Raw genomic sequence first — 26,616 nt, 5'->3', positions numbered from 1 at the left:
ATCTTCCTAGGCTGGCAGTTCGTCGTCGGCGAGTACGTCGGCGGGGTGATCCTCATCCTGCTGATGTGGCTCGTCGTCCGTACGACTTCGAAGCTCGCACCGATCGACGAGGCGCGCGATAATGCTAAGGAGCAGGAGGGCGACGACGAGGACCAAGACGACAAGCCCAACTGGAAAGAACAGATTCGCTCGAAGGAGGGCTGGGCGATGATCGCCAAGCGCTACTTCATGGAGTGGGCGATGGTGTGGAAGGACGTGACGGTCGGCTTCACGATCGCCGGCATCGTCGCGGCCTTCGTGCCCAAAAGCTTCTTCGAGTGGCTGTTCGTTGGCGGGGAGGACCCCGGCTTCTGGGCACTAGTGGCGCAGTCGCTCGTCGGTCCGGTGGCGGCCTTCTTCACCTTCATCGGCTCGATGGGGAACATCCCGCTCGCTGCCGTCCTTTACGGCAATGGCGTCGCCTTCGCAGGCATCATGGCCTTCATCTTCTCGGACCTGGTCGTCATCCCGGTGCTCAGGATCAACGCCAAGTACTACGGCTGGAAGATGGCCCTCTACATCCTCGCAGTGTTCCTGCTCGTTCTCGTCGCGACGGCCATCGTGCTGCACTACGGCTTCGACCTGCTGAGCCTGCTGCCCTCGGCGTAGGACGTAAAGAGCGTTACCGAGCGAGAGTTCTTCGGAATCGACTACACCTTCTGGCTGAACATGGCGTTCCTAGTGCTGACGGCGGTGTTCTTCGTCTGGAAGGTCGCGAAGAGCGGCCTGAACCTGACCACGGGGGACGGGATCACCGAGACCGTGCTCTTCTGGCTCGCCATGCTGGCCTACGCGTGGATCGCGGGCGGCATGATCGTTGGCTGGGTTGGATAGCCTGAACAACGGAGAATTCTAGTGGTCGAAACGAGCGAAGCTCCCACGAACCGGAACGACCACGTGTCGAATGGGTACCTAACAACGTCTATGGGTGCCGATACATTGACCTGTGCCCCGTGTGCTCCCTCACTTGAAACGAGAGTCCGTCAACGAGGAGAGGACGGACGATGCGGAAGAGCCGGTTCAGCGAGGAGCAGATCATCGCGATCCTGGGTGAGCAGGAGCGCGGAGAGACAACGGCGGAGGCGTGTCGGCGGCATGGACGTGTCGGACGCGCGCCGCCTGAAGCTCTTGGAGACGGAGAACGGCCGGCTGAAGAAGCTGCTGGCGGACCAGGTGCTCGACAACGCGGTCCTGAAAGACCTGGTGGGAAAGAGCTGACGACGCCGATGGGGCGGCGGGCTACCGCGCTCGATGCGATGGAGCGGTTCGACCTCTCCTAGCGCCGAGCGTGCCGCCTGATCGATGTCGATCCGAAGACCGTCTGGCGCGAGCGGGTACCCGACTACCCCGAGATGTGTGTCCGCATGCGCGAGATCGCCGCCGAGCGTCGTCGCTTTGGCTACCGGCGGATCGGCCTCATGCTCGAGCGCGAGGGCGTGGTGATGAACCATAAGAAGCTGCGGCGCCTGTACCGGGAGGAAGGCCTCGCGGTGAAGCGCCGCCGCGGCCGCAAGCGAGCGACGGGCACGCGCGAGCCGATGCCGGTCCCCTCAGGCCCTGGCGAGCGATGGAGCCTCGACTTCCTCGCCGATAGCTTCGGCGATGCGCGCCGCTTCCGCATCCTCGCCATCATCAACGACTACACCCGCGAGAACCTGGCCCTGATCGCGGAAACCTCGACGTCAGGGCAGTGGGTTGCCCGCGAGCTGGACGCCGTCATCTGCCTCTACGGAAAGCCAAGGACATCGTCAGTGACAACGGCGCAGAGCTGACCAGCCGGGCGATCCTGCGATGGCAAGGCGAGACCGGCGTCGGCTGGCACACCATCGCCCCCGCAAGCCGCAGCAGAACGGCTTCATCGAGAGCACGGGCGGCCGCCTGCGGGACGAGTGCTTGAACGATGAGATCACGGGCAGCCTCGGCCACGCGCGCCGCGTCCTCGCCCTCTGGCAGCACGACTACAACCACAGGCGTCCGCACACATCCTTGGGCGGGCTCACGCCCGCCGAAGCGCAGCGAGCGGCTTGGCTAACTGATGGCCAACCGCCCGCCGCGCTCGCCAACCCGGAACCGAGCGGCTGTCAAGCTGCAGGGCTCTCGAAATGATCGAGGGCGCCCAAGGGCGCAGGTCAGGCCCTCCGATGAAGGCGCCCTTACCCGCGCGGTCACAGCGGGCGCGGTCGCCTGGGTGCGGCCGAAGCTCATGACGGTAACGACCATCATCGTCGGCCTCGCGCCGATCTTCATCACCGATGGGCTCGGCGCCGACGTCATGCGCCGCATCGCCCTGCCCATGCTGGGCGGCGTGGTGACGACCACCCTCCTTACCCTGATCGTCATCCCGGTGGTGATCGAGGTCTGGACCCTACGCTCCCTCACCGCGCGCGGCGGAGAGGAGCGCGACGACCACCGCGCACGAGACATCATTCAAGGAGAAACGACATGAACAAGATCCTTCTGACGATCGCGGTAGCTACGCTGTTGGCAGCTTGCGGCAGCGAAGAAGTCGAAGCGCCTGATCAGCGTGTAACGGAGGCTGGCGCTTCCGATCACTCGATGATGGATGGCATGGAGGGACAGACGGAAAGGACCGATGGCGCGATGGGCATGGCAGAAGGCCGCGTCGTCGAGATCGATCAGGCGGGCAACCGGATCCGCCTAGAGCACGATGCCATCGAAGGGGTTGGCATGGACGCGATGACGATGTTCTTCGAAGTGAAGCGCGACGTCGATCTTTCGGGTTTGCAGCCCGGCGAGGAGGTCCATTTCATGATCGACCGCGGCAGAGACGGCACCTATCGGATCGGCGCGATCTGCGAGATTGGCGGCGCTCACCACGAAGATTGTATGGGATCAATGAAGGCGATGATGCCTGACGACATGCACGGAGCCGGATCTCACGATCATTGACGGGATCGCGTCAGGCCGGAGGTCAGCTTAGCGGCGTTAGCTGGCCTGGCGAAGCAGGAGCCCAAAACCGCCCGCGATTGAGCATTCTAACGCGCTCGTTGAATGGTAACATATTTAGTGTTAGTGTTCTGCGGTGATGTTAGAGAACGATCGCGATGACCGAGAGCCGGGCGGCCTGCAAGCCGAACTCATCGGCTATCTCGAGAAGGTGCTTCATACCGAAGTGCGCCTGAAAGCCTGGCCGGAGGTCGGCGGCCTGCCCACGTTTCTCGCGCGCGGCTACGAGTTCTCACAAGCCGGCATAGGCCAGACCTGCTTGTTGGTCATGGCCGTAGATGACGCTCCGGAGGCGACGCCATCGGACCTCGCGAAGCATGTGGCCCTGGTTCGCGATGCCTATCGCGGCCCCGTGGTCTACGCCGCACGATCCATGACATCGACCTACCGCGACCGTTTGATCGAAGCCGCAGTGTCCTTCGTCGTGCCTGGGAACCAGCTCTACCTGCCGGAACTGGCGATCGACCTGCGGGAGCATTTCCGGTCGCCCAAGCCGCCTCGGCCGGATCGGCTGACGCCGGCAGCGCAAGCGGTCTTCTTTCATTACCTGTTGAACCCGGATGGCTGGCCGCTCACGGCCACCGAACTTGCGAAGCCGTTGGGCTACTCGGCTATGACGATTGGCCGGGCATTCGACGATCTCGCCAGTGTCGGGCTCGGTACGATCTCGAGACCTGGCCGGGTCAAGCTCCTTCGGTTCGCCCCGGGGGGGGGCGCACTCATCGAGCACGCGAAAACCATGCTCGCCTCTCCGGTTCAGCGGACACACCGGGTATGCTGGCGTGCCGATCCGGGGCGTCTTCCTTTGGCCGGCCTCTCCGCCTTGGGGACACGGACCATGATCGATGGCGGCGACCTCGAGACCTTCGCTCTCAGCCAGCACGAAGCGAAGCGGGTGATGGGCCATCCAATCGCCGAGGAGGTCGATGACGGTGCGACCGCCGACGCGCTCTTGGAAGTCTGGCGGTACGACCCCAGGTCTCTCGGTGACGATCGCATCGTCGACCCGCTGTCCCTCTACGCTCAGTTCTGGGACCATCCCGACGAACGGATCGCTATCGCCGCAGACGAACTTCTTCAGGATGTGCTATGGTCAGAGGACTGAAGGTGTTCGCCGACCACTTCGCCGACTATCAAGATAGCTACGCCCTCATCGGCGGCGCAGCCTGCGACGTCCTGTTCGGAGAAGCCGGTCTGGATTTTCGCGCCACGAAAGACCTCGATATCGTGCTCTGCATAGAAGTCGTCGATGCAGGCTTCGCAGAGCGTTTCCAGACGTTCCTCGATAAGGGCGGCTATCAGACCCGCCAACGGTCCGACGGTCGGCGCGAGTTCTACCGGTTCCAAAAACCGACGGACGAGGCCTATCCTGCGATGCTGGAATTGTTCGCCAGGAAGCCGGAGATACCGCTGCTTCCGGACGACGTGACGCTGACGCCCGTGCCGATCGAAGATGACGCGATGAGCCTGTCCGCCATTCTGGTCGACGATGCCTATTACGACCTTCTTTTGATGCGTCGTGTCGTCAAGGATGGGCTGAGCGTCATCGACGCGGCGACGCTCATACCGTTCAAGGCCCGGGCTTATATCGACCTCTCCCAACGAAAGGCCGATGGCGAAAGGGTCGACAGCAAGACGATCCGAAAGCACCGGTCCGATGTCTATCGCCTGACTCAACTCCTGCCTGGCACCGGATCGATCGAACTGCCTTCTAGCATCAAGGGCGATATGGACGCCTTCGTGCGGGACGCCGAGGAAGCGGCCTATGATCCTTCGAGTACGGTCAAAGGGCTGACATTGGCGGAAGGGTCGGGCGTTCTCCGCCGGTACTTCCGATTGGATTGACCGGCCATCGGCCTGCTTCCATCACCGCTTCTGCCTATCCGCAAGTTCGATGATGGCAGCGAGCTCGTGTTCCGGCGCACCTTCCTCGCCGGTCGGAGCGACAAGCTTGATCTGAGTAAGGGCATGCTGACGTAGCAGCTGAACGGCCACGCGGCGAAGAGCGCTGTTCGCCGCCGCGATCTGGTCCAAAACCTCGGCGCAGGGGCGATCGTCGGCGATCATCTGCTTGATCCCCCTGACCCGACCTTCGACGCGGTTCAGGCGCCTCTCCAGCGCGAGATCGGGCGAGGTCATGGTTGCGGAAGAACCCCGACGGAGCGGCGAGCCGAGGCTCCGTTGCCCATACTGGGCGCGCGAAGCCGCCCGGTACCATAAGATCGACGTCGGCGAGAAAGGCGTCCCGTAGGAATGATAGGCTGTCCGAGCACCGTTCCGAAGGAGATCCGACTTCGCAGTAGCATGGATCGGACGCACACCCCTACGGGGGTATGGTTCCCTTAGCGAGATTGCTTCTCGAAGAGTTCGATCAGCTCGTCGAACTTCTCCCGACCGGCCCGGGCGTCCTTGCCGGCGAGGGCTTCCTCGACACAGGTCGCCGCGTGATCCTTAAGAACCTGACTTTCGACCTTTCTCAGCGCCGCTTTCACCGCCGTCAGTTGGTGCAGCACATCGATGCAATATCGCTCATCCTCAAGCATGCCCGCGATCCCACGCACCTGGCCTTCGATGCGACGAAGTCGCTTGATCGTGTCTCGGTTCATTGACGCTACCTAGGCAGGGTATATATTTGTTTCAAAGTTGGAGGCCCGCGACTGTGCGATTTCCCCGCACGAACAGACCTTTCCTTAGGGCTCTAGCAGGTTTGCTGGTGCTGGGGCAGGCGCTGTGCGGTTGTCTTTCGGTCATGGGGGAGCCGGTCTCCCTTCGCTCTCAGGCAGCGACTGAGAAGCTCGCCCATTTCAGCGACGGGCATGGCCAAGAGACGGCGGAAACGCACTCCCATGGCGGGACCGGATCGGGGAATGAGTGCCTTCCTGAAGACTGCGAACACTGCACGGTCGCGGACTCGCTGGTGGCTGCCAATCCGCCTTCCGTCGGTGACGACGGCCCGGCCGACGGCGTCGCCATCTTGGCGACCTCGGCCGGTCACCTCGCCCCGCCTGGCTACTGGCCTTTGCCGGCCCTGCGTGGTCCGCCCGCACTTCGCCCGACTCCTATAACGAGGTTCGACGTCCTCATTGCTTGACGCTCTTCCGGCGGCCGCCCGGCCGCACGCCTGAACCGCTGGACGATCGATCACGTGAGGACATCATGCACACCAGACGCGCCTTCCTAGGCACCGCCGCGGGCGGCCTCGCCGCCTCTGCGCTCCTACCCGCTTGGGCGAAAGATTCCCGCTACGGCAACACGGGCCTCGCCCCCACCACCAAGGACGCCTACGACTTTCGCATCGCCCGCAACCCCGTCCGCATCGACGGGCGGACCGGCATGGGCGTCACGATCAACGACGTCCTGCCCGCCCCACTCATCCGCATGAAGGAGGGGCAGGACGTCACGCTGCGCGTGCACAACACGCTAGACGAGTGGTCATCGATCCATTGGCACGGCCTGCTCGTGCCCTTCGACATGGACGGCGTGCCGGGCGTCAGCTTCCCCGGCATCGCGCCACGCTCGACCTTCGAGTACCGCTTCCCGCTGATCCAGGCCGGGACCTACTGGTATCACTCGCACAGCGCCTTCCAGGAACAGCTCGGCCACTACGGCCCGATCGTGATTGACCCTGCGGGCGAGGAGCCCGCGCCCTATGACCGTGAGTACGTCATGGTCCTCTCGGACTGGACCTTCGAGGACCCGCACCGCCTGTTCGCCGAACTCAAGAAGATGGGCGACACGCTCAACTTCCAGAAGCGCACGGTGGCCGACCTCGCCGCCGACGCGGCGGAGGACGGTCTCGGCGCCGCGATCCAGAACCGCCTGATGTGGGGCAACATGCGGATGACGCCGACCGACATCGCGGACGTCACCGGCGCGCAGTACACCTACCTCGTCAACGGGCACGGTCCGAAGGACGACTGGACCGGCCTTTTCGAGCCCGGCGAGCGGGTGCGCCTGCGCATCATCAACGCCTCAGCCATGTCGATCTTCAACGTCCGCATCCCCGGTCTGCCGATGAGGGTCGTGAACGTGCATGGGTTGGACGTCCGTCCGGTCGAGACCGACGAGTTCCAGATCGGCGTCGCCGAGACCTACGACGTGATCGTGGAGCCGGAGGACCGCGCCTACCGCTTCGTGGCAGCGTCCATCGACAGCTCGGATCAGGCCCTCGCGACACTGACGCCGCGTCTAGGCGAGACGGCCGAGGCGCCGGCTCTGCGCCCCCGCCCCCTTCTCACCATGAAGGACATGGGGATGTCGGGCATGGGCGGCATGGCCGGGATGGGTGCCTCGATGACGACGCCGTCCGAGCCCGGGATGGAGGGCCAGGGGCACGCGCTCGACTACCCCGACGCTGCGGAACCCAAGATGAAGGCTAGTGCCGCCGCCGCGGGAATGGCCGGCATGAGCATGGCTAGCCAAGACGCCGGCAAGGGCGGCGGAATGCCGATGGACCATTCCAATATGGCGATGGCGGCGCACGACCACCCGATGGGGCCGGCCGTTGCGGTCACGGCGATGAACCCTGTCAGCCGGCTGGACGAGCCGGGCGTCGGCTTGGAGCGCGTTCCACACCGCACGCTGACCTACGCGCAGCTGCGGAGCCTGCGGCCGAACACCGACGTGCGCGAGCCGGAACGTGAGATCGAGATCCACCTGACCTCGAACATGGAACGCTACATGTGGGCGTTCGACGGGGTGAAGTTCTCGGACGTCGAGGAGAGCATCAAGTTCTACCAGGGCGAGCGCGTGCGGCTGACCCTCGTCAACGACACGATGATGCCCCACCCGATCCACCTGCACGGGATGTTCTTCGATCTCGTCATTCCCGGCTACGACCGGGATCCGGACGGCGAGCGCTACCTTCCCGGCCTGCACACGATCCTGACCAAGCCTGGCGAGAAGCTCTCGGTGGACATCACCCCGCCCGAGCTCGGCGACTGGGCTTTCCACTGCCACCTCCTCTACCACATGCATGCCGGCATGATGCAGGTCGTTAGCGTGCTGCCGATCGAGGAACGACCGCCGCTCGAGATGGTCGGCATGGGTCCGCCGGTCGCGACGAACCCGAGTGAAACGTCGGTCGATCGCATGAACAGCAGGGATCATGGGGGCATGGAAGGGCGACCGAAGGCGTCGGAACCGGCAGGCACGATGACGGACATGCCCGGGATGGGGGGCGGCCGATGAGACGCTTCCTTGCCTCTTCCGCGGCCCTCATCGCAGCCGGACTGTCCCTCCCTCAGGCCCACGCCCAGGACGCGCCGGAGAGCCCGCCTTGGAACGCGGCCGACGACGTGTATGGTCCAGAGGTCATGACCCGGGCCCGCGACCGCGTTCTGGAGGAGAACGGCGAGACGCCCTACGGCCTCCTGATGATCGACCGCCTGGAATGGCAGGACGCAGGCGAGGACGGCGTAGGGCTTTGGGACGTGCAGGGCTACTACGGCGGCGACATCAACAAGGCCTGGGTGAAGTCCGAGGGGGAGTACGACTTCGGCGAGAACGCGTTCGAGGAGGCCGAAGTCCAACTCCTCTACTCCCGCGCGATCACGGCGTACTTCGATTTGCAAGCGGGCATCCGGCAGGACTTCGAGCCGTCCGGCGAGACCTACGCAGTAGTCGGACTCCAGGGCCTCGCGCCCTACTGGTTCGAGGTGGATGGGGGGTTGTTCCTGTCCGAGAACGGCGACCTGACTGCCCGGTTCGAGGCAGAGTACGAGGTGCTGCTGACGCAGCGTCTGATCCTGCAGCCCCGGCTGGAAGTCGAGGCAGCGGCCCAGGATGTTGGCTATCAAGACCTGGGTGCCGGGTTCACGGGTATCAGCGTCGGGGCGCGCCTGCGCTACGAGATCAGGCGTGAGTTCGCGCCCTATGTCGGTGTCGCCTGGTCGTCCGTGCTCGGAGAGACCAGCCAGATCGTCCAAGACTCAGGCGGCGATCCGAACGACGCCCGTCTCGTCCTCGGCATCCGCTCTTGGTACTGAAGGAGAGCCAGCATGACGCTCGACCTGATCGAACCCAACATCCACCCCGTCCTCGTCCACTTCGCCTACGCGCTGACGGTCGTCGCCGCAGGCCTCTACGGCCTCGCTCTCCTGCCGCGGTTCCGGCAGAGGCCGGGCCTATCGGCCGCTGCGGACTGGAGCCTCTTCCTCGCAGGGGTCTCCGTCATCCTCACGATCGCAGCCGGGTTCCAAGCCTACTACTCCGTCGCCCATGACGGCCCCAGCCACGAGGCGATGACCACCCACCGGAACTGGGCGGTGCCGACCGGGACGCTCGTCGTCCTGCTCGCCGCTTGGCGGTGGTGGCGGCGGGCTCGGAGGCCGTCGACGGCCCTGTCTTCCGGCGTGATCGTATCGGCGGCGCTTCTCAGCGTCACGGCCTGGTGGGGCGGTCACCTCGTCTACTCCTACGGCCTCGGGGTCGAGAGCCTTCCCGAAGCTGGGAGCGGCGACGGACACGACCACGACCATGGCGAGGGAACCACTTCCGGCGTCGAGAGCGACGGCCATCCGCACGGTGAGGATGCCGACCCAGGTCACCATGACGACGAGGGGGCAGCCGGGTCCGGCGTGGACGGCCATTCGCACGATGACGAACCGTTGGGAGCCGCGGAGGCGACCCAGCCGGCCACGGTCGACGTCGACCGGTCATCACCCGAAGCGGCCGCTGAGAGCCTCGCCGCGGCTTACGCTGCCGGCGACGAGGTCGCGTTGCGGTCGGTGCTTTCCGAAGGACTCCTCGTCGCGGAGGGCGGCGGCGTCGAGGATGGTCTGGCCGCCTACGCGTCTCACCACATGGGATCGGACCTCGCCGCCTCGACCACGCGGAAGATGCAGCGAACCGGCCGTTTTGTCCGCTCGCTCGGTGAAGAGGCCGCTTTGGTGCTGACCACCTTCGAGGTGACCACCGTCGCCCGAGACGAAGCGCGATCGCTGGTTGAGACGGCCGTCATGGAAGAGACGCCGGACGGCTGGCTCGTCACGCATCTGCACTGGAGCTTTGGAACGCCCGCACTTTCCTCAACCAAAGAAGCCGGATCAATGGCGGACGAGCCAACGCCACACGGCGAACCGGGACACGCGCACTGATGCCGCGCTCCGAACATCAGGGTTTGGTCGGTGCGGCGACGAGTCGTGGTCCTTTGACCATCCTCACAGCGTTCTCGGTCCTCGTCGTACTGGCAGTCGTCTTCCTCGTTGAACGCGATCGCAGGGGAACTGACACGGAGAAGGTCGGCGCCCACGACAGGACGATGTTGGTACATAAGACGCCATGGTGCGGGTGTTGTGGCGAGTGGGCAGCTTACGCGGATGAGGCTGGGTTCGACGTCCGCGTGGTAGAGCATGCCGACCTGGCCCCCGTGCGCCGCCGCCTCGGCGTGCCGGACGACCTCGCCAGCTGTCACACCGCCGAGGTCGGCGGCTACGTGATCGAAGGCCACGTCCCCGCGCCGGACATCGAACGCCTGCTGAGCGAGCGGCCCGACGGCATCGGGCTCGCCCTGCCCGGCATGGTGCCGAACAGCCCGGGCATGGAGGTGCCGGACGGCCCTCGGCCCACATACCGCACCATCCTGTTCGACGGTGCGGGCAACCGTTCCGTCTTCGCGATCCACGGGTCAGAGGGGACACCATGAAGACCGACTACGAGGAAGGCAGCCTGAGCCTCTGGGGCACAATCGCCATGGGTACCGGCGTGATGATCGGAGCCGGCATATTCGTCCTTACGGGGCAGGTTGCCGAGCTCGCGGGCGACCTCTTCCCTCTCGCTTTCCTGCTTGCCGCAGTGATCAGCGGCTTCTCGGCATACTCCTACGTGAAGATGTCGAACGCCTTCCCGTCGGCAGGCGGCATCGCCGCCTATCTCAAGAAGGCGTATGGCGAGGGCACGATGACCGGTGCCTGCGCGCTCCTCATGGCGTTCTCGATGATCATCAACGAGAGCCTGGTCGCCCGGACCTTCGGCACTTACGCGCTCCGTCCCTTCGGCGCCGAGGAAAACGGCCTGTTCGTCGCTCTCTTAGCCGTCGGCCTGATCGGTTTCGCCTACGTCGTGAACGCGGCCGGCAACAAGTGGATCGGCGGCGTCAGCCAGGTGGCGGCGATCATCAAGATCGGCGGCATCGTCGTCTTCGGCCTCGTCGCGATGTGGGCGGCCGGCTTCGAGTTCGTGCCCTACGACGATGGCATCGCGAACGATACGGACGCCTTTGGTTTCGTCGCGGGCACGGCGCTCGCCATCCTCGCCTACAAGGGCTTCACGACCATCACCAACTCAGGCGGCGAGGTGAAGGACCCCACTAAGAACGTCGGCCGGGCCATCGTCTGGTCGCTCGCGACCTGCCTCGCGGTTTACCTGATCGTGGCATTCGGCGTGGCGGCGTCGCTGACGGTCCCTGAGATCGTCGAAGCGAAGAACTACGCGCTGGCAGAGGCCTCCCGCCCCGCGGTCGGCCAGTGGGGCGAGTGGTTCACCGTCGCTGTCGCGCTCATCGCTACGGCGTCCGGACTGCTCGCGAGCGTCTTCGCGGTCTCGCGCATGCTCACCATGCTGACGGAGATGAAGCTGATACCCCACCGGCACTTCCACCTGCCCGGCGACCTTCAGCATCACCTCCTGATCTACACCGTCGTCGCGGCGGGCCTGCTCGCCGTGTTCTTCGATCTGACCCGGATCGCCTCGCTCGGCGCGATCTTCTACCTCATCATGGACATGGCGATCCATTGGGGGGTGCTTCGCCACCTGCGAGAGGAGGTCGATGCGAAGGCCTGGATCGTGACGAGCGCACTCGTCCTGGACGGCCTAGTCCTGGCGGCGTTCACCACGGTGAAGCTGCAGTCGGACTGGGTCGTCGTCGCCGTCGCTTACGGCGGCGTCGCGGCGACGTTTGCGCTGGAACGGTGGTTCCTAGCTCGATCTGAGCCGCACGAGGAGGCCAAGAGCCATGCCGAGGAGCACGGGTGAACCTCAACGACTCCCATACGTCGGATTCCATGGAATGGGTACGGGGGTAGGGTGTTTTTTGGCAGACGGGACCGGCCGGCGACTAAACGGAGAACGACATGATCGACTCGAGCAGCGTTCATCTGAACGTCGAGAACTTCGCGGTGCTTCCGCATCCTGCCTGGCAGCTCGTCGCCGTCCTGCTGATGGTGGGCTTCGGCGCGCACCTCGCCTTCTCGGTGTTCTTCCTGGCGTCTTCGACGCAGTTGGCGCCGAAGTACCGGCTGGGAAGCTGGCTCGGCGCGGTGGTGATGATCGCGGCGGGCCTCAGCCTGTACCGTGAGTACGCCGATTGGCAGTCCGCATACCTGTACACTCTCGGCGGCTGGATGCCGCGCCAGGACGAGGTGTTCTCGAACGCCTATCGCTACGCGAACTGGACCATCACCATCCCGCTGCTGATCGCGCAGCTGCTGCTCGCATTGAACCTGCCCAGGCAACGACTTCACCGTTGGTTCGGGATCCTCACGGTCGCAGCGATCGGCATGATCTGGACCGGCCTGATCGGGCAGTTCTACGAGCACGCGAGCGTGGGCACGATGCTCGTCTGGGGCTTCGTGAGCACCTTGCCTTTCCTCGTCCTGGTCTGGGGGGTCTGGCGCGTCCTGCGTGAGGGGCGCCAGCACACCCCCGATACGCTCCATCCCTGGCTGAAGAACCTGTTCTTCTACTTCCTGTTCTTCTGGGGCCTCTACCCGATCGCCTACTTGCTGCCTGCCTTCGGAGAGGGGGAGGTCGTTATCGTGATGCGGCAGTTCTTGTTCACGACCGCCGACATCTTCTCGAAGCTCGTCTACGGCGTGATCCTCGCGCGGTTCACCCTGCGACGGAGCGCGCTCGACGGGTACGAGCCGGCTACCCAGGCGCTCGGCGATTGGCGGGGCACCCAAGGTACCCGCCAAGCGGCTCGCGAAGGGGATGCATCGTGAACGCTTCGTACGCCGGGTCAGGGCTCGAAGCGAGCGACGACCGTCCCGTCGTCCGAGGTGACCAGGTCACCGAGGGTTACGCTGGCGACGTCTACGCGTGTCCCATGCATCCGGACGTGCGAAGCACCGACCCTGCCGTGTGTGGTAAGTGCGGCATGGATCTCGTCCGCGAGGGCGATGAGGTCGGCGACGTCACGCACGACTGCTGTCACGGCGACGCCGCTGCGCCGGCCGCGCCGGCTGGCGCCTACGACACCCTCCCACCGGGCTACGACGGGTCGGTCTACACCTGCCCGATGCACCCGGAGGTCCGAGCGCCCAAGCCAGGTCCCTGCCCGCTCTGCGGCATGGCCCTGGAGCCCGAGGACGTCACTGTCGGTAAAGAGGACCGGACCGAGCTTCGCGACATGACGCGCCGTTTCTGGGTGTCGGCCGTATTGACCGTCCCGCTCTTCATCTACGCGATGGGCGACATGATCCCGGATCGCCCGTTCGAGCGGTTCATCGCGGACGACTTGGCGCAGTGGATCCAGTTGGCGCTCGCCACCCCGGTCGTTCTCTGGGGAGCCTGGCCGTTCTTCGTACGGGGTTGGCAGTCCTTCCGCACTTGGAACCTCAACATGTTCTCGCTGATCGCGCTTGGCGTCGGCGTGGCCTACCTCTTCTCGATCGTCGCGACTGGAACCCCAGGGGTCTTCCCGCCCGCCTTCAGGAACCCGGACGGAAATGTCGGCGTCTACTACGAGGCAGCCGCGGTCATCGTCACGCTTGTTTTGCTCGGGCAGGTACTCGAGCTGCGTGCTCGCAGCGCCACCTCCGGCGCGATCCGAGCGCTTCTCGAGCTTACGCCGCCGACCGCGACGCGCATCGACCCGGGCGGTGTGGAGACCGAAGTGCCGCTCGACGCGCTGCGCGAGGGCGATCGCCTTCGCGTACGACCGGGCGAGAAGGTGCCAGTCGACGGCAAGGTGCTGGAAGGCAGCTCGTCCGTCGACGAGAGCATGATCACGGGCGAGCCCCTCCCGATCCGAAAGGCCGAAGGCGACACGGTCACCGGCGGCACCGTCAACGCCACCGGTGCCTTCGTCATGACGGCAGACCGGGTCGGCGAGGACACGACGCTTTCCCAGATCGTGCGCATGGTCGCCGAAGCCCAACGGAGCCGCGCGCCGATCCAACGCTCGGTGGACAGGGTTGCCGGCATCTTCGTACCGGCCGTCATCGTCGTCGCCATCCTCTCCTTCATCGTCTGGGCGATCTTCGGACCGGAACCCGCACTGAGCTTCGCCCTCGTCAACGCCGTGGCGGTCTTGATCATCGCCTGTCCGTGCGCGCTCGGTCTGGCCACACCGATGTCGATCATGGTCGGCACCGGCAAAGGCGCCCAGAACGGCGTCCTCATCAAGAACGCCGAAGCGCTCGAAGCCTTCGAGAAGGTCGACACGGTGGTCGTCGACAAGACCGGGACCTTGACTGAGGGACGCCCGGCCTTGGTCGGCGTCGAGCCGACCGAGGCCTTCGACGATACAGAGCTTCTCTCGCTCACCACGGCAGTCGAACGCGCATCCGAACATCCCCTCGCCGAGGCGATCGTTCGTGGCGCGGAGGAACGGGGCGTCCCCAGGCGCGAAGCTTCGGACTTTCAATCGGTTACCGGTGAAGGCGTCCACGCCCGGGTCGACGGCCGTCGCGTCGCGATCGGCAACGCTAAGATGATGGCGCGTGAAGGCGGCCTCCCGCGGGATATCGAGAAGCGCGCGAAAGAGCGCAGGCGCAACGGCGAGACGGCCATGTTCGTCGCGGTCGACGGACAACCGGCGGGCCTCATTTCAGTGGCCGATCCGATCAAGGCGTCGACACCCGAAGCGATCCGCCTCCTCCACGAGGCGGGCGTCAAAGTGGTCATGTTGACCGGTGATGCCAGGGGCACGGCGGAGGCCGTCGCGGCGGAGGTCGGCATCGACGCGGTCCATGCCGACGTGTCACCCGAAGACAAGCACCGGATCGTCGGCGAGCTTCAAGCAGCGGGCAGCAAGGTCGCGATGGCGGGCGACGGCATCAACGACGCGCCCGCCCTCGCCAGAGCCGATGTCGGGATCGCCATGGGTACGGGGACCGACGTGGCGATGGAGAGCGCAGGTGTCACACTTGTCCGTGGTGACCTGCGGGGCGTCGCCGCCGCGCAGCGCCTGAGCCGAATGACCATGCGGAACATCCGGCAGAACCTGTTCTTCGCCTTCGTTTACAATGGCCTCGGCGTACCGGTCGCGGCGGGTGTCCTGTATCCGTTCACCGGCATCCTCCTCAACCCGATGATCGCCGCAGCGGCCATGAGCCTGTCCTCCGTGTCCGTCATCGGAAACGCGCTACGCATGCGGACGAAGTCCCTGTGATCGCCGCACTGCTGATCGCGTCCGTCCTCTTCGTCGGTATCCTGACGACGCACTACGCGGTGCTCGCCGCCTCGGTTCCAAAACTCAGGAACCGTGGTCCGACTGGTTTTGCGGGCCTGTGCCTGGTCTTACTCGCTCTACACTTAGCTGAAGTGGGTGCCTTCGCTGGAGCGTACGAACTCGGCCGGGCCCTAGGACTCGGTGACTTCAAGGAGCCTGCAGAGGCGGATTTCATGGACATCTACTACTTCTCAATGGCGACCTTCACGACGCTGGGACTCGGCAAGGTCATGCCCACCGGCCACCTTGCTTCTCTGGCAGGCCTGGAATCGTTCACGGGCTTCCTCTCCATCTCGATGTCGGCCTCGGCGTTCTTCCAATGGGTCCAGAAGGAGGTCTGACCATGGAGCCCATCCTGATCGGAATCAGTCTTGCCGTCCCGTTCCTCGCGGTATCATGGTGGACAGGCCTCGGAAAGGAGAGAGCTTTTTACGCAACGCTCCTGATGGCGATCGCCTTCTTCTACCCAGTTTTCGCCATCGGCACCGACTCAGCGACGCTGGCCGTGAATACGAGTATCGCAGCGCTCTTCATCGGCGCGGCGTTCTACGGCTACGTCCGGCGTCCCTTAGTGCTGCCTGTCGCTCTTGCCGTCCACGCTGGCTTTGACGTCGGGGTCGCACAGCTCGGAACCCCGGCACCTAGTTGGTGGGCCGGCCTCTGTATCGGGGCGGACTTGACGCTCGCCGTCGGCGCCTTCCTGACACTTAAATCCGACGCAAGTGGTCGTATCGGCTGGAGAACGCGCCCATGAGCAGCCAAAACTTCGACCTCGTTGTCTTCGGCGCAAGCGGCGAGACCGGCACGCACGTCCTCAACCAAGCGGTCGACCGGGGACTGACGGTGCTTGGGCTCGATCACACAGTCCCGGATCGGGCGGAGGATGATGGGGCCGTTCACCGCCAGGTCGACGTCCTGGAAGACGATCTGACCGAGCATCTGAAGGGCCACCCCCGGGTCGTGTCTGCGCTCGGTCTCGGCTTCTCGCCTGCGGCGATGACCGATCCCCCGCCGCTCTACTCGAAAGGAACCGCGAACATCGTCGCCGCAATGACCGAGACGGGTGCGTCACGGCTCTGCGTGATCTCGGCCGCCTTCGTCGAGAAGGACGAGCGCTTGCCTGCGTGGTTTCGCGCCAGCGTGATTCCTGCCCTGTCGGCGATCTTGGAAGAGATGCGGGAGATGGAGGACCAGCTAGAGAACTCTCGCCTCGACTGGACAGCGGTCCGGCCCGGTTGGCTGCTCGAGAAGCCACGCAGCGGAAGCTACGAAGTCCAGGATCGCCGCCTGCCTGCAGATGTATTTCGTACACGGAACGCAGACCTCGCTCACTTCCTCCTCGATGCGGTCGTCACCGATGACTGGGTACGCGCAAAGCCGTCTCTCGGCAGAACGGAGAACGCCTTCGACGAAAGCCCGGCTGCCTTATCCCGCGAGGTCGCCGCAATGGTCGGCATCGAACTCTAGTCCGGAAAGGAAACCCTTATGATCCTCGAGAAAATCAAGTCCGACGGCCTCGCCCATCTGTCCTACTTCCTCGGCTCGGGCAGCGAGGCGGCCGTCATCGACCCGCGGCGCGACATCGAAGCCTATCTGGACCTTGCCCGCCGCAACGGCATGCGGATCGTCCACATCTTCGAGACGCACCGGAACGAAGACCTCGTCTCCGGCGCGCCCGCTCTGGCAAGCGTGACGGGCGCCAAAATCTGGCACGGCCCGAACCCTGCGGAGCCGATCGTTTATGCGGACACCGCCCGCCAGGGTGACGGCTTCGCAGTCGGCGACGCACGGATCGAGGTGCTGGAGACGCCCGGCCACACGGACGACAGCTTGTCCTACGCCCTCCACGATTCGTCCTATGACGACGGCGCGGTCGGCGTCTTCACCGGCGACGCCCTGTTCGTCGGCGACGTCGGACGGACCGACTTCTACCCCGACCGGAAGCGCGAGGTGGCAGGACTTCTCTTCGACAGTTTGCGGAAGATCCTGAGCCTCGGCGATCAGGCCATCCTCTATCCCGCCCACGGGGCGGGCTCCGTCTGCGGGTCTGGCATGGCGGACCGGGAGTTCTCGACGCTGGGGCACGAGCGGGCGAACAATCCCCGCCTTCGGATCGAGGACCGGGAAGCCTTCATCGACGCGAAGGTCGCCGAGCATCACTACCAGCCCCCCTACTTCCGGCTGATGGAGCAGCTCAACGCCGAGGGCGGCGGGCGCAGCCCGCGCGACTTGCTGCCGCCGCCCGTGGGGCCCGAGGCGCTCTACGACCTCGGCGGCGCCCAACTCGTCGACGTGCGCGGCGTCGCGGACTTCGCCGGCGCGCACGTGCCCGGCGCCTACTGCATCCCGTCGGACATGATCGCGGCCTTCGCGGGCTGGTTCCTGGACGCGGATCGCGACATCGTCCTGGTCGCGCGTGACGCCGATCAAGCGGCGGGGTCGACCCGCACGCTGGCGCGCATCGGCTACGACCGCGTCGTGGGCTACCACGCGGGCATCGTGCCGGTGGCGACGAAGGACAGGGCGTTCGCGTCGGTCCCCCTCGTAGATACGCAGGCCGTCAACGAGCGCGTCGATCAGCGCGCCGATCGGTGGACGCTCCTCGACGTCCGATCGGTCGACGAGTTCGAAGCGGGCCATGTGGAAGGCGCTCAGCATGCCTATGTCGGCGAGTTGCCGAGCGCGGCGGAGAGCCTCGCGAAGAACGCCCCCGTCACGGTCATGTGCGGGAGCGGCGCACGCGCCTCGATCGCCGCCTCGATCCTGCTGCAGACAGGTTGGACCGACGTCGACGTCTATCTCGGGTCGATGAAAGCGTGGAAGGCCGGCGGCTACCGGACGATCGAAGGACGCTGACGTGATGGCGAAGCGGTCGGTCTTCGACACCCCCGAAGTGCCCGTCGCGCTGTTCGGGTTCCTTCTGAACTTCGTTTGGGAGTTCTGGCAGGTGCCGCTCTACGGCGACATACCTGATGCGCCGCATTGGGAGGCGGTCAAGACGTGCACGATCGCAACCTTCGGCGACGTCGGGATCGTGCTCGTCGCGTTCTGGTGCGCTGCAGTCGCGGGCCGAAGTCGCCACTGGATCGCTTCCCCGGCGACGAAGACGATAGCGACGTTCCTGATCGTCGGCGTGGGGATCACCCTCATCGCGGAGTACCTGGCGACGGAGGTCTGGGATCGCTGGTCCTACGGCGAGCTGATGCCGATCCTGCCTGGCCTTGGGATCGGTGTGTCCCCCGTCCTTCAGTGGCTCCTCGTGCCGCTGGCCCTGATCCCGCTGAGCAGGCGAATGCTCTGTGCCGCGTCGCCGACATGAAACGCTTCGCGGCACCGGACTGTCGCTCGGACCTCCGCAGCGTCTGCAGCTGTGAGAGCATCGAACGCCCGAAACTGGTCGACGCGGTCGACCGCCTGGCGGGCGAGGAAGGCTTCTTCGGGCGCCATCTCGCCGACAAACCGCATCTCTTCGCGGGCTTCTCGGTCCGCGTCCCTCGAACCGACTTCGAGGCGATGACCGACCTCGTCAGCGTCGTCGAAGCCCTCTCGCGCCTGCCGGCCTACCGCGAAGCGGTCTCCCAGTGGGCACCTTCTGCGCTCGACAGCCAGTCGCACGGCGAAGGTCTCTTCATGGGGTACGACTTCCATCTGACCGATGAAGGGCCACGCCTCATCGAGATCAACACCAACGCCGGCGGCGCTTTCTTGTGCGCAGCGGCCGCGGAAGCCGCTTGCCATTGCTGGAACGACCAGGAGCCCGCTGAACGCTTCGAGGAAGGCGTGACCCAAGCCTTCCGTCGGGAATGGTGGCTCGCCGGGCGTACAAGCAGCCTCAAAAGCGTCGCGATCGTCGACGATGCGCCTTCGGCACAGTTCCTCCATCCGGAGTTCGAGCTCGCGAAGGCCATGCTCGAACGGCACGGCATCGCTGTCGAGGTCGCTGATCCGTCGCGCCTCTCGGCGGCTGGCGATCGACTGGTCGGTGGGAAGGGTGCAGTCGACCTCGTCTACAACAGATCGACCGACTTCGGCCTGTCCGACCCAGGGCATGCTTCGCTGCGATGGGCTTATGATGAGGCAACCGCTCTGGTCTCGCCTTCGCCTCGGCACCATGCCCTCCTCGCGCACAAGCGGAACCTGACCCTTCTCTCGGACCCCGATCGTATGCGCGGCCTGGGGGCGAGCGATGCCGACCTCTCCGCTCTACGGCTCATCCCGCGGACGGTCGCCGTCACAGCGAGCGACGCGGAAAGTCTGTGGACAGCGCGGAAGTCTCTGTTCTTCAAACCCGTAGCCAGCCATGCCAGCAAGGGCGTCTATCGCGGCGCGAAGCTGACCCGCTCGGTCTTCAGGGACATCGTCGACGCCGATTACGTCGCCCAGTCCTTCGTCCCCGCGCCGGAACGCTCCGTCGAGCTAGATGGCGAGACCGTGAGACGAAAGGTCGACGTCCGTCTCTACACGCATGCCGGCACCGTCCTTCTCGCGGCGGCGCGCATCTACCAGGGGCAGGCGACCAACATGCTGACCGAAGGCGGCGGTTTCGCACCAGTCTTCGTAGGCTGACATCGCCCTGTGCGCGAACCTCGCGGAGGGGGGAACCAGGAGGGGCTAGGAGCCGTTCCCGCAACAAGGCACTCCTACCTGGTAGGGGTAAGGGCGGCAACGTCACGCGCTCGCACGAAGAGAACGAGGGAACCATGGACCACGGCGATCACGGCTCGGACGAGAAGAGCATCGATTGGAAGAGCTACGGCCGTCTGCTCACGATGGTGCTGACCTCGACGGTGTTCATGTACTTCTTCATGTACCTGAACATCTACCGCTGGGGGGACTTCCACCTCTCCGAGACGCGCTTCTTCATGTCCACGCTGATGTTCGGGACCATGCTGGCGATCATGCTCGCCTTCATGCTGCACATGTACAAGGACCGCCGCGTCAACATCGCGCTGTTCGTCGCGTCGGGCGTCCTGTGGCTGGTGGGTCTGTACTTCATGCGCAGCCAGGTCACGGTCGAGGACCAGAGCTGGATGAAGTCGATGATACCGCACCACTCCATCGCGATCATGGTGTCCGAGCGCGCGGACATCACCGACCCCCGAGCGCGCAAGCTCGCCGATGAGATCATCGCCGCGCAGGAGAAGGAGATCGCCGAGATGGAGTACCTGATCCGGTCCATCCGCGAGGACGGGGAAGCGACTGACGGCTACCCGCTGGGCGAGGCGGAGGGGTCGACGCCGGTGGTTCGGTCCGTTCGGGCAGCCTTGTCGCAGCCCGGCGTCTCGTCGCTCGACGTAGGCGGCATGACGCCGGAGGAGGTCGCACGCGTCGTGCCGAGCCCCGCCTGCGAGTTCCGCTTCTCCGAAGGCCAGCAGGCCCTCGTCGCGATCGGCTCGGACGGTCAGGGCGTAATGAAGCTGATGGGCAACCTCGTGCCGCTGACGGCCCGGGACGCCTCGATCACTGACGGCGCCACGCTCGAGGCGCCCGGCGCGCGGCTCGCGATCGATCGCTTGGACGGTGACGCTGCGAGCCTCGTCTTCGAGCTGGACGCGGGCACGCCGCTCCGCGTCGGCTACGACGGCGTCTACGTCTGCGCGGCCTGAAAGGGGCTAACCTGCCGTCTGCTTGGCTGCCTACGTCCAGCCGAAATCCCACCTTTCAAGGAGGAAGACCATGATGATCCGTACGACTGCCACCCTGACGACCGCCGCATTGGTGCTGACGGCCTGCGCCGCGACGGAGGCGGCAGACGACACGGTCACTCCTGCAGGAAGCTCTGCCGCCGCGACGGCAAGTACGACGCAGCTAACGCGTGACGAACCCATCTCCCGCCCCTTCGAAGTCCGCGCGCTGGCGCAGTTGAACCAGCCTTGGGCGATGACCTTCCTGCCCGACGGTCGGATGCTTGTGACGGAGAAGCCGGGCGAGTTGCATCTCGTCACGCAAGACGGAGCGGTCTCAGCTCCCATTGAGGGCCTGCCAGCGGTCGAGGATTGCGGCCAGGGCGGGCTCGGCGACGTGGCGCTGCATCCGGACTTCGATCGGAACGGCATCGTCTACCTGACCTACGCGGAGGCAGGCGATGGCGACACGCGCGGCGGGGCAATGGGACGGGGACGTTTGGACCTGGACACGATGCGATTGGACGGTTTCGAGACGATCTGGCGGCAGTCCTAGTTCGTCACGGGCTGCAAGCAGTACAGCTACAAGATGGCGTTCAGTCCGGACGGCAGCTACCTCTACCTGACTTCGGGCGAGCGCGCGAAGAAAGAGCCCGCGCAGGATCTCTCTTCGAACCTTGGCGCGGTTTTGCGTCTGACCCCGGGCGGCGAGGCGGCGCCTGGGAACCCCTTCGCGGACCGGGGCAGCCCGACCGACCAAATCTGGTCCTACGGCCATAGGAATCTGCTTGGCCTTGCCTTCGCACCGGACGGGGAGCTCTATGAGACCGAGACGGGCCCCAAGGGCGGCGACGAGTTCCAGCTGATCGAGCGGGGCGAGAACTACGGCTGGCCGGTCGTCTCGAACGGCGACAACTACGACGGGTCGGACATCCCCGAGCACGACACGAGGGAAAAGTTCAGGCGACCCGACGAGTTCTGGAACCCCGTCATCACCCCCTCGGCCATGATCTGGTACACCGGCGGCGCTTTTCCTGGCTGGGAGGGCAGCCCGCTCGTCACCGGCCTCAACTCCAGGGCACTCGTTCGCGTGACCATGGACTGCCACTGGGATGGCCGGAAGGTCTGCGAGTCCGAGCGCTGGGTGTTCAGCAACCGCCTGCGCGAGATCGAGCAGGGCCCGGACGGCACCGTCTGGATCCTCGAGGACGAGAAGCACGGCAAGGGCGGGCAGCTGCTGCACCTCGTGCCGGCCGAGTGACAGCCGGGTGCGGGGCAGACGTCTTCGTTGCTCGCCGCAGGAACAGCCAGGGCGTTATGAAGCCGATGGGCAACCTCGTGCCGCTGACGGCCGGAGACGCCTCGATCACTGACGGCGCCACGCTCGAGGCGTCCGGTGCGCGGCTCGCGATCGATCGCTTGGACGGCGAGGCGGCGAGCCTCGTCTTCGAGTTGGACACGGGCACGCCGCTGCGCGTCGGCTACGACGGCGTCTACGCCTGCGGCGCGGGAGGCGCGCCTAGCGCCGCTGCTTCTCGAAGAGGTCGATCAGTTCTGCGACCTTCTCGCGCTGCGCCTCCGGGTCGCCCGAGCGCACCGCGTCCTCGACGCAGGTCGCAGCGTGGTTCTTGAGCACCTCGCTCTCGACGCGGCGCAGGGCGGCTTTTACGGCGGAGAGCTGGTGCAGCACGTCGATGCAGTAGCGCCCGTCCTCGATCATGCCCGCGATGCCGCGCACCTGGCCTTCGATCCGTCGCAGCCTGTCGATCGTTTCTTTCGCCACCCTGCTTCCTCGCGCCTTCGTGCTTCAACGGTATCACATCGGGAAGAAAGCGCTCGGAACCTATACCCCCCTGGGGTTGTCCTCACTAGATCGTCGCGCGAGCTCGTGAAGGAGCCGACGAACCCTGGAGTAGAGATGAAGGTCTTCGCCGGGAGGGAAAGTACGACTGGTGCCGGATGCATACGGAGAATGTCTCCCGGTGCATCGCCAAGCTCGAGAAAATCGCTGCGATAACGATCGTTCCAGACGAGGCACTACCTGATCAAGGACGGGAGAACAGACCTGCCGCCCCTCTCTCACGCTACTAACGAATCGAGGCGATGCAATGGACGACGGTTTTCTCCAGATCTGGAACGAGAGCGCCATCACGGCGCTTGGCCTATTCTGGACGGCATTCTGGGCGTTCGGCCTAGGCTATCTTATTTCGTCCATGATCCAGGTGCTCGTTACACGCGAGCGCATGCAGAAGACGATGGGTGAAGACGGGCCGAAGTCGGTTGCGTTGGGCACCTTCTTCGGTTTCGTCTCCTCGTCTTGCAGCTTCGCGGCGCTATCAGGCACGAGGGCGCTCTTCGCCAAGGGCGCCGGGCTCGTACCCTCGCTCGCTTTCCTGCTCGCATCCACCAACCTCGTCGTCGAGCTCGGCATCATCATCGGTATCTTCCTCGGATGGCAGTTCGTGGTCGGCGAGTATATCGGCGGCGCTCTCCTGATCCTCGGCATGTGGCTCGTCGTCAGTGTCACCCGGAAGCTCGCGCCGATCGAGGAAGCGCGCGAGCACGCCAAGGAGCAGCAAGGCGATGACGGAGAGGAAGGCGAGACCCCGAACTGGAAGAAGAAGATTCGCTCCAAGGCTGGCTGGCGGCAGATCGCAAACCGCTACCACATGGAGTGGGCGATGGTCTGGAAAGACGTGACCATCGGCTTCACCGTGGCGGGCATCGTCGCGGCCTTCGTGCCGAGAAGCTTTTTCGAGTGGCTGTTCGTTGGCGGAGAGGATCCCGGCTTTTGGGCACTCGTCGCGCAGTCTCTCGTCGGCCCGGTAGCGGCTTTCTTTACCTTCATCGGCTCGATGGGAAACATCCCGCTCGCTGCCGTCCTCTATGGCAACGGCGTCGCCTTCGCGGGCATCATGGCGTTCATCTTCTCCGACCTCGTTGTAATCCCGGTTTTGCGTGTGAACGCGAAATACTACGGCTGGAAGATGGCGCTCTATATCCTCAGCGTCTTTCTCGTTGTGCTTGTCGCAACGGCGCTGATTCTGCACTACGGCTTCGACCTGCTCGGTCTCCTGCCGTCCGCTGAAGACGTGCGCTCGGTCACGGACCGTGAGTTCTTCAAGATCGACTATACGTTCTGGCTGAACGCGGCGTTCCTTACGCTGACGGCCGGGTTCTTCGCGTGGAAGATCGCGACGAAGGGCATCGAGCTGACGACCGGCGACGGCATCGCCGAGACCGTCCTCTTCTACCTCGCGATGTTCGCATACCTGTGGCTTGCCGGCGGGCTCATGGTCGGATGGATCGGCGCTGGATGACGGGGGAACGTTCGCAGCGTCGTCACGGGTAGCACCTCGCCTCTCCTCGCACGAAGCACCGTCCATTACATATACCCCCTAACGGTATCAGAATGAGGAGATAGATCATGTCAGCGATTGCGACGCCCAGCGACCAAAGCGCGCCCTCCGTCCAGACGGACGACCAGGCCGCCAAGAAGGCCGTCCTGCACCGCATGGTGATGGAGAAGCACGTCTGCCCCTACGGGCGGAAGTCCAAGTGGCTGCTGGAGCGCCGCGGCTACGAGGTCGAGGACCACTGGCTGACGACGCGGGAGGAGACCGACGCCTTCAAGGCGGAGCACGACGTGGACACCACGCCCCAGACCTTCATCGGCGGCGAGCGCATCGGCGGCTACGACGCCCTGCGCGAGCGGTTCGGCATCACGACCCAGGCCGACAAGGAGACGACCTACACCCCCGTCCTGGTTATTTTCGGCGTCGCCGCGCTGATGGCCCTGGCGACCTCCTTTTACGCCTTTGGGACGATCTTCTCCGTGCGCGGCGTCGAGTGGTTCGCTGCGTTCTCGATGGCGATGCTAGCGGTGCAAAAGCTCCGCGACGTCGAGAGATTCTCGACGATGTTCTTGAACTACGACGTGCTGGCACAGCGCAGCCCCACCTACGGGTACGTCTACCCGTTCGCGGAAGGGATCGCCGCCGTTCTGATGATCGCGGGCGGGATCCTCGGCCTCATCGGCTCGCCCATCGCGCTCTTCATCGGTACCGTCGGGGCCTACTCCGTGTTCAAGGCCGTCTACGTGAAGAAGCGGGAGCTGAAGTGCGCCTGCGTGGGCGGGGGGTCCAACGTCCCGCTGGGGTTTGTCAGTCTGACCGAGAACCTGGTGATGATCGCGATGGGGCTTTGGATGCCGATCAAGCTGCTCTTCCTTTCGTGACTTGGTTGATCGCGGTGCGTGAACTTCCTCTTCAGCGGATTCGTGCCTAGGTAGCCTCTATGAGCCCTCACGGACGCCTCTTCAGGATCGTCGCGTTGCTTGACTGCCATCATGTGGCAGCTCTGCAGCGCGGCCGTCGCTGCGCACGAGACGTCCGAGGCGTTCGCGCATGCGGGCGAGGATCCCGCCGGGGTGCACAGCCTCCTCGATGTCGAGCCTAACGACGACTCGTCGGAAGGTCAGGTCGAGAAGGGTGAGCAAGACCATCCAGCTCACGCACCTTGTGGGCCTTGTCACGGACATGCGCTCGGCATCTCCTCTGATCTCGATCGGATCGGCGCACCGGTCGTCTCCGGCTTTGTGCTCGTGCATCGGGCCGGACCGCTCCCGTCTCGCCCCGACGGCCTCTTCCGGCCCCCTCGCGTCTGACCTGACGCCGCGCCGCATCGGCGCGTCCTCTTGGTCATTCACGCGAAGGAACACCCATGCCATCCCCATTCTTGGGCGGGGCCGCGATCGCGGTCCTCGCAAGCCTGACGGCCGCGCCTGCGGTCGCGCAGGACATCTGCCCTATCGAGACGGAGGGCACTCGCGCTCTCTTGTCGACGAACGAGCCGTACTCGCTGCCGGCCGTCTTGCGCACCGTGCGCGCCGCCTCCCCAGAAGTCCGCAGCGCCGCCCTGGAGGCCGTGGCCCAGCGCTACGAGGCGCAGCAGGCTGGTCTATGGACCAACCCCGTCCTCTCCGTCGAGGCGGAGGACTTCGGCGGCGATGCCTTCCGGAACGAAAGCCCTCTACCGGGCTACGACGCCGCCGAGACGATGCTCTCGGTCGGCCAGACCTTCCGCCTCGGCGGCAAGCGGCGGGCGGAACGGCGGGCGGCCCTCGCCCGCGCCGCTCTGGCCGAGGCGGATCGCGACGCGACCCTGCGCGCGCTGCAGCGAGAGGCCGCGTCGGTCTTCTACGAACTGGCCGCCGCCGAACAGGCCGCGGCGCTCGCCGAGGAGGCAGCAACCCTGTCCGAACAGCTTGCCGACGCCGTCGGCGCTCGGGTCGAGGCGGGCAAGAGCCCGCAGACGGCGCTCGATCGTGCGGTGGCCGCGCGCGCGGACGCGCAGGCCGCCGCCGCCGCCGCGCAGGCCCAAGCCGAAGGCCTCGCCTTCGCGCTGTCGAGCTTCTGGGGCGCCAGCGAGCCAGCCCGCATCCAGTCCGCCGACCTCTTGGCGCCGATCACCCTGCCCTCACCGGAGGTTGTCGCCGATCGCGTGCAGGACCACCCCGAGCGGCGCTTCGCGGAGGCTGACCGGGAGGCGCGGTACGCCGAGCGCCGGGCCGCGCGCGCGAACGCCTATCCT

Annotated in this window: 27 protein-coding genes and 2 pseudogenes; 25 read left to right on the top strand and 4 right to left on the bottom strand. The window is 65.3% G+C overall.

All coding sequences use genetic code 11. The features are described from left to right. The 7 genes and pseudogenes from IE88_RS16910 to IE88_RS0115855 form a co-directional block, all read left to right on the top strand. Positions 1-648, top strand: a 648-nt coding sequence (locus IE88_RS16910) for a permease (protein ID WP_202900533.1), incomplete at its 5' end; no start/stop codon positions are given. A gap of 60 nt (positions 649-708) precedes the next feature. Beyond that, positions 709-873 (top strand): hypothetical protein, encoded by a 165-nt coding sequence (locus IE88_RS18565; RefSeq protein ID WP_202900532.1) that lies wholly within the window; start codon positions 709-711, stop codon positions 871-873. Positions 874-1,043: 170 nt separating this feature from the next. Further along, positions 1,044-2,145 (top strand): annotated as a pseudogene (locus IE88_RS16900) (IS3 family transposase). Between the two features lie 97 nt (positions 2,146-2,242). Further along, a complete protein-coding gene (locus IE88_RS19000) occupies positions 2,243-2,485 on the top strand; it encodes a hypothetical protein (protein ID WP_031556420.1) in 243 nt (80 codons plus the stop codon). Next, positions 2,482-2,949, top strand: coding sequence for a copper-binding protein (locus IE88_RS17705; RefSeq protein ID WP_051882388.1), 468 nt, complete (start codon positions 2,482-2,484; stop codon positions 2,947-2,949). Before IE88_RS19000 ends, IE88_RS17705 begins: the two co-directional genes overlap by 4 nt. Before the next feature lie 136 nt (positions 2,950-3,085). Continuing rightward, positions 3,086-4,111 carry a hypothetical protein gene (locus IE88_RS0115860; protein ID WP_031556418.1) on the top strand — a complete coding sequence of 342 codons (1,026 nt, stop codon included), beginning with the start codon at positions 3,086-3,088 and terminating at the stop codon, positions 4,109-4,111. Beyond that, positions 4,096-4,851 carry a hypothetical protein gene (locus tag IE88_RS0115855; protein WP_031556417.1) on the top strand — a complete coding sequence of 252 codons (756 nt, stop codon included), beginning with the start codon at positions 4,096-4,098 and terminating at the stop codon, positions 4,849-4,851. The genes IE88_RS0115860 and IE88_RS0115855 overlap by 16 nt, the downstream gene beginning before the upstream one ends. 21 nt (positions 4,852-4,872) lie before the next feature. Here IE88_RS0115855 and IE88_RS16895 read toward each other — a convergent pair whose 3' ends face one another. After that, the gene (locus tag IE88_RS16895; RefSeq protein WP_036767538.1) at positions 4,873-5,145 is read right to left on the bottom strand and encodes a metal-sensitive transcriptional regulator; all 273 of its coding nucleotides are present in this window, start codon (positions 5,143-5,145) and stop codon (positions 4,873-4,875) included. 203 nt (positions 5,146-5,348) lie between these two features. Further along, positions 5,349-5,612 carry a metal-sensitive transcriptional regulator gene (locus IE88_RS0115845; protein ID WP_031556416.1) on the bottom strand — a complete coding sequence of 88 codons (264 nt, stop codon included), beginning with the start codon at positions 5,610-5,612 and terminating at the stop codon, positions 5,349-5,351. 550 nt (positions 5,613-6,162) lie between these two features. Here IE88_RS0115845 and IE88_RS0115840 point away from each other — a divergent pair. The 15 genes and pseudogenes from IE88_RS0115840 to IE88_RS18555 all read left to right on the top strand — a co-directional run bounded on the left by IE88_RS0115840 (position 6,163) and on the right by IE88_RS18555 (position 22,285). Further along, a complete protein-coding gene (locus IE88_RS0115840; protein ID WP_081871749.1) occupies positions 6,163-8,196 on the top strand; it encodes a copper resistance system multicopper oxidase in 2,034 nt (677 codons plus the stop codon). Further along, positions 8,193-8,993 carry a copper resistance protein B gene (locus tag IE88_RS0115835; protein WP_031556413.1) on the top strand — a complete coding sequence of 267 codons (801 nt, stop codon included), beginning with the start codon at positions 8,193-8,195 and terminating at the stop codon, positions 8,991-8,993. Before IE88_RS0115840 ends, IE88_RS0115835 begins: the two co-directional genes overlap by 4 nt. A 12-nt stretch (positions 8,994-9,005) precedes the next feature. Then, positions 9,006-10,103, top strand: a complete 1,098-nt coding sequence (locus IE88_RS17700; RefSeq protein WP_051882387.1) for a DUF2231 domain-containing protein — start codon at positions 9,006-9,008, stop codon at positions 10,101-10,103. Positions 10,104-10,156: 53 nt separating this feature from the next. After that, on the top strand, positions 10,157-10,651 hold the full coding sequence (locus IE88_RS17695; protein WP_051882386.1) for a DUF411 domain-containing protein: 495 nt from the start codon (positions 10,157-10,159) through the stop codon (positions 10,649-10,651). Then, positions 10,648-11,979, top strand: a complete 1,332-nt coding sequence (locus IE88_RS0115820; RefSeq protein WP_031556408.1) for an APC family permease — start codon at positions 10,648-10,650, stop codon at positions 11,977-11,979. The genes IE88_RS17695 and IE88_RS0115820 overlap by 4 nt, the downstream gene beginning before the upstream one ends. A 98-nt stretch (positions 11,980-12,077) precedes the next feature. Further along, positions 12,078-12,947, top strand: a complete 870-nt coding sequence (locus tag IE88_RS0115815) for a bacteriorhodopsin (protein ID WP_051882385.1) — start codon at positions 12,078-12,080, stop codon at positions 12,945-12,947. Further along, a complete protein-coding gene (locus IE88_RS0115810) occupies positions 12,944-15,340 on the top strand; it encodes a copper-transporting P-type ATPase (protein ID WP_221401065.1) in 2,397 nt (798 codons plus the stop codon). Before IE88_RS0115815 ends, IE88_RS0115810 begins: the two co-directional genes overlap by 4 nt. Further along, entirely contained in the window at positions 15,337-15,741 is a 405-nt protein-coding gene (locus IE88_RS0115805) for an ion channel (protein WP_031556402.1), read from the top strand. Before IE88_RS0115810 ends, IE88_RS0115805 begins: the two co-directional genes overlap by 4 nt. A gap of 2 nt (positions 15,742-15,743) precedes the next feature. Then, complete coding sequence (locus IE88_RS0115800; protein WP_031556400.1) at positions 15,744-16,154, top strand: hypothetical protein; 411 nt, start codon at positions 15,744-15,746, stop codon at positions 16,152-16,154. Then, the gene (locus IE88_RS0115795; RefSeq protein ID WP_031556398.1) at positions 16,151-16,867 is read left to right on the top strand and encodes an NAD(P)-dependent oxidoreductase; all 717 of its coding nucleotides are present in this window, start codon (positions 16,151-16,153) and stop codon (positions 16,865-16,867) included. The genes IE88_RS0115800 and IE88_RS0115795 overlap by 4 nt, the downstream gene beginning before the upstream one ends. An 18-nt stretch (positions 16,868-16,885) precedes the next feature. Next, on the top strand, positions 16,886-18,256 hold the full coding sequence (locus tag IE88_RS0115790; RefSeq protein WP_031556396.1) for an MBL fold metallo-hydrolase: 1,371 nt from the start codon (positions 16,886-16,888) through the stop codon (positions 18,254-18,256). Between the two features lies 1 nt (position 18,257). Next, on the top strand, positions 18,258-18,719 hold the full coding sequence (locus IE88_RS0115785; protein ID WP_202900530.1) for a hypothetical protein: 462 nt from the start codon (positions 18,258-18,260) through the stop codon (positions 18,717-18,719). After that, positions 18,716-19,966 carry an ATP-grasp domain-containing protein gene (locus IE88_RS0115780; RefSeq protein WP_031556393.1) on the top strand — a complete coding sequence of 417 codons (1,251 nt, stop codon included), beginning with the start codon at positions 18,716-18,718 and terminating at the stop codon, positions 19,964-19,966. Before IE88_RS0115785 ends, IE88_RS0115780 begins: the two co-directional genes overlap by 4 nt. A gap of 134 nt (positions 19,967-20,100) precedes the next feature. Then, complete coding sequence (locus IE88_RS0115775) at positions 20,101-21,006, top strand: DUF305 domain-containing protein (RefSeq protein ID WP_051882384.1); 906 nt, start codon at positions 20,101-20,103, stop codon at positions 21,004-21,006. A gap of 70 nt (positions 21,007-21,076) precedes the next feature. Continuing rightward, positions 21,077-22,285 (top strand): annotated as a pseudogene (locus tag IE88_RS18555) (PQQ-dependent sugar dehydrogenase). A 258-nt stretch (positions 22,286-22,543) separates the two neighbouring features. On the opposite strand, the gene IE88_RS0115765 reads toward IE88_RS18555, so the two are convergent. Continuing rightward, positions 22,544-22,807, bottom strand: a complete 264-nt coding sequence (locus IE88_RS0115765) for a metal-sensitive transcriptional regulator (protein WP_031556391.1) — start codon at positions 22,805-22,807, stop codon at positions 22,544-22,546. A gap of 325 nt (positions 22,808-23,132) precedes the next feature. On the opposite strand from IE88_RS0115765, the gene IE88_RS0115760 reads away from it, so the two are divergent. Beyond that, positions 23,133-24,344, top strand: a complete 1,212-nt coding sequence (locus IE88_RS0115760) for a permease (protein ID WP_031556390.1) — start codon at positions 23,133-23,135, stop codon at positions 24,342-24,344. Positions 24,345-24,538: 194 nt separating this feature from the next. Continuing rightward, positions 24,539-25,261, top strand: a complete 723-nt coding sequence (locus IE88_RS0115755; protein WP_051882389.1) for a MauE/DoxX family redox-associated membrane protein — start codon at positions 24,539-24,541, stop codon at positions 25,259-25,261. Positions 25,262-25,342: 81 nt separating this feature from the next. Here IE88_RS0115755 and IE88_RS0115750 read toward each other — a convergent pair whose 3' ends face one another. Beyond that, complete coding sequence (locus tag IE88_RS0115750) at positions 25,343-25,708, bottom strand: hypothetical protein (protein ID WP_156032661.1); 366 nt, start codon at positions 25,706-25,708, stop codon at positions 25,343-25,345. Between the two features lie 38 nt (positions 25,709-25,746). On the opposite strand from IE88_RS0115750, the gene IE88_RS16880 reads away from it, so the two are divergent. Continuing rightward, positions 25,747-26,616 (top strand): TolC family protein (locus tag IE88_RS16880; protein WP_162178371.1); only part of this gene is annotated, 870 nt, incomplete at its 3' end.

This window comes from Parvularcula oceani, assembly GCF_000733125.1.
GTDB lineage: Bacteria > Pseudomonadota > Alphaproteobacteria > Caulobacterales > Parvularculaceae > Parvularcula > Parvularcula oceani.
The sequence above is the reverse complement of the archived record's forward strand: the minus strand, read 5'-3'. Positions and strand labels throughout refer to the sequence as shown.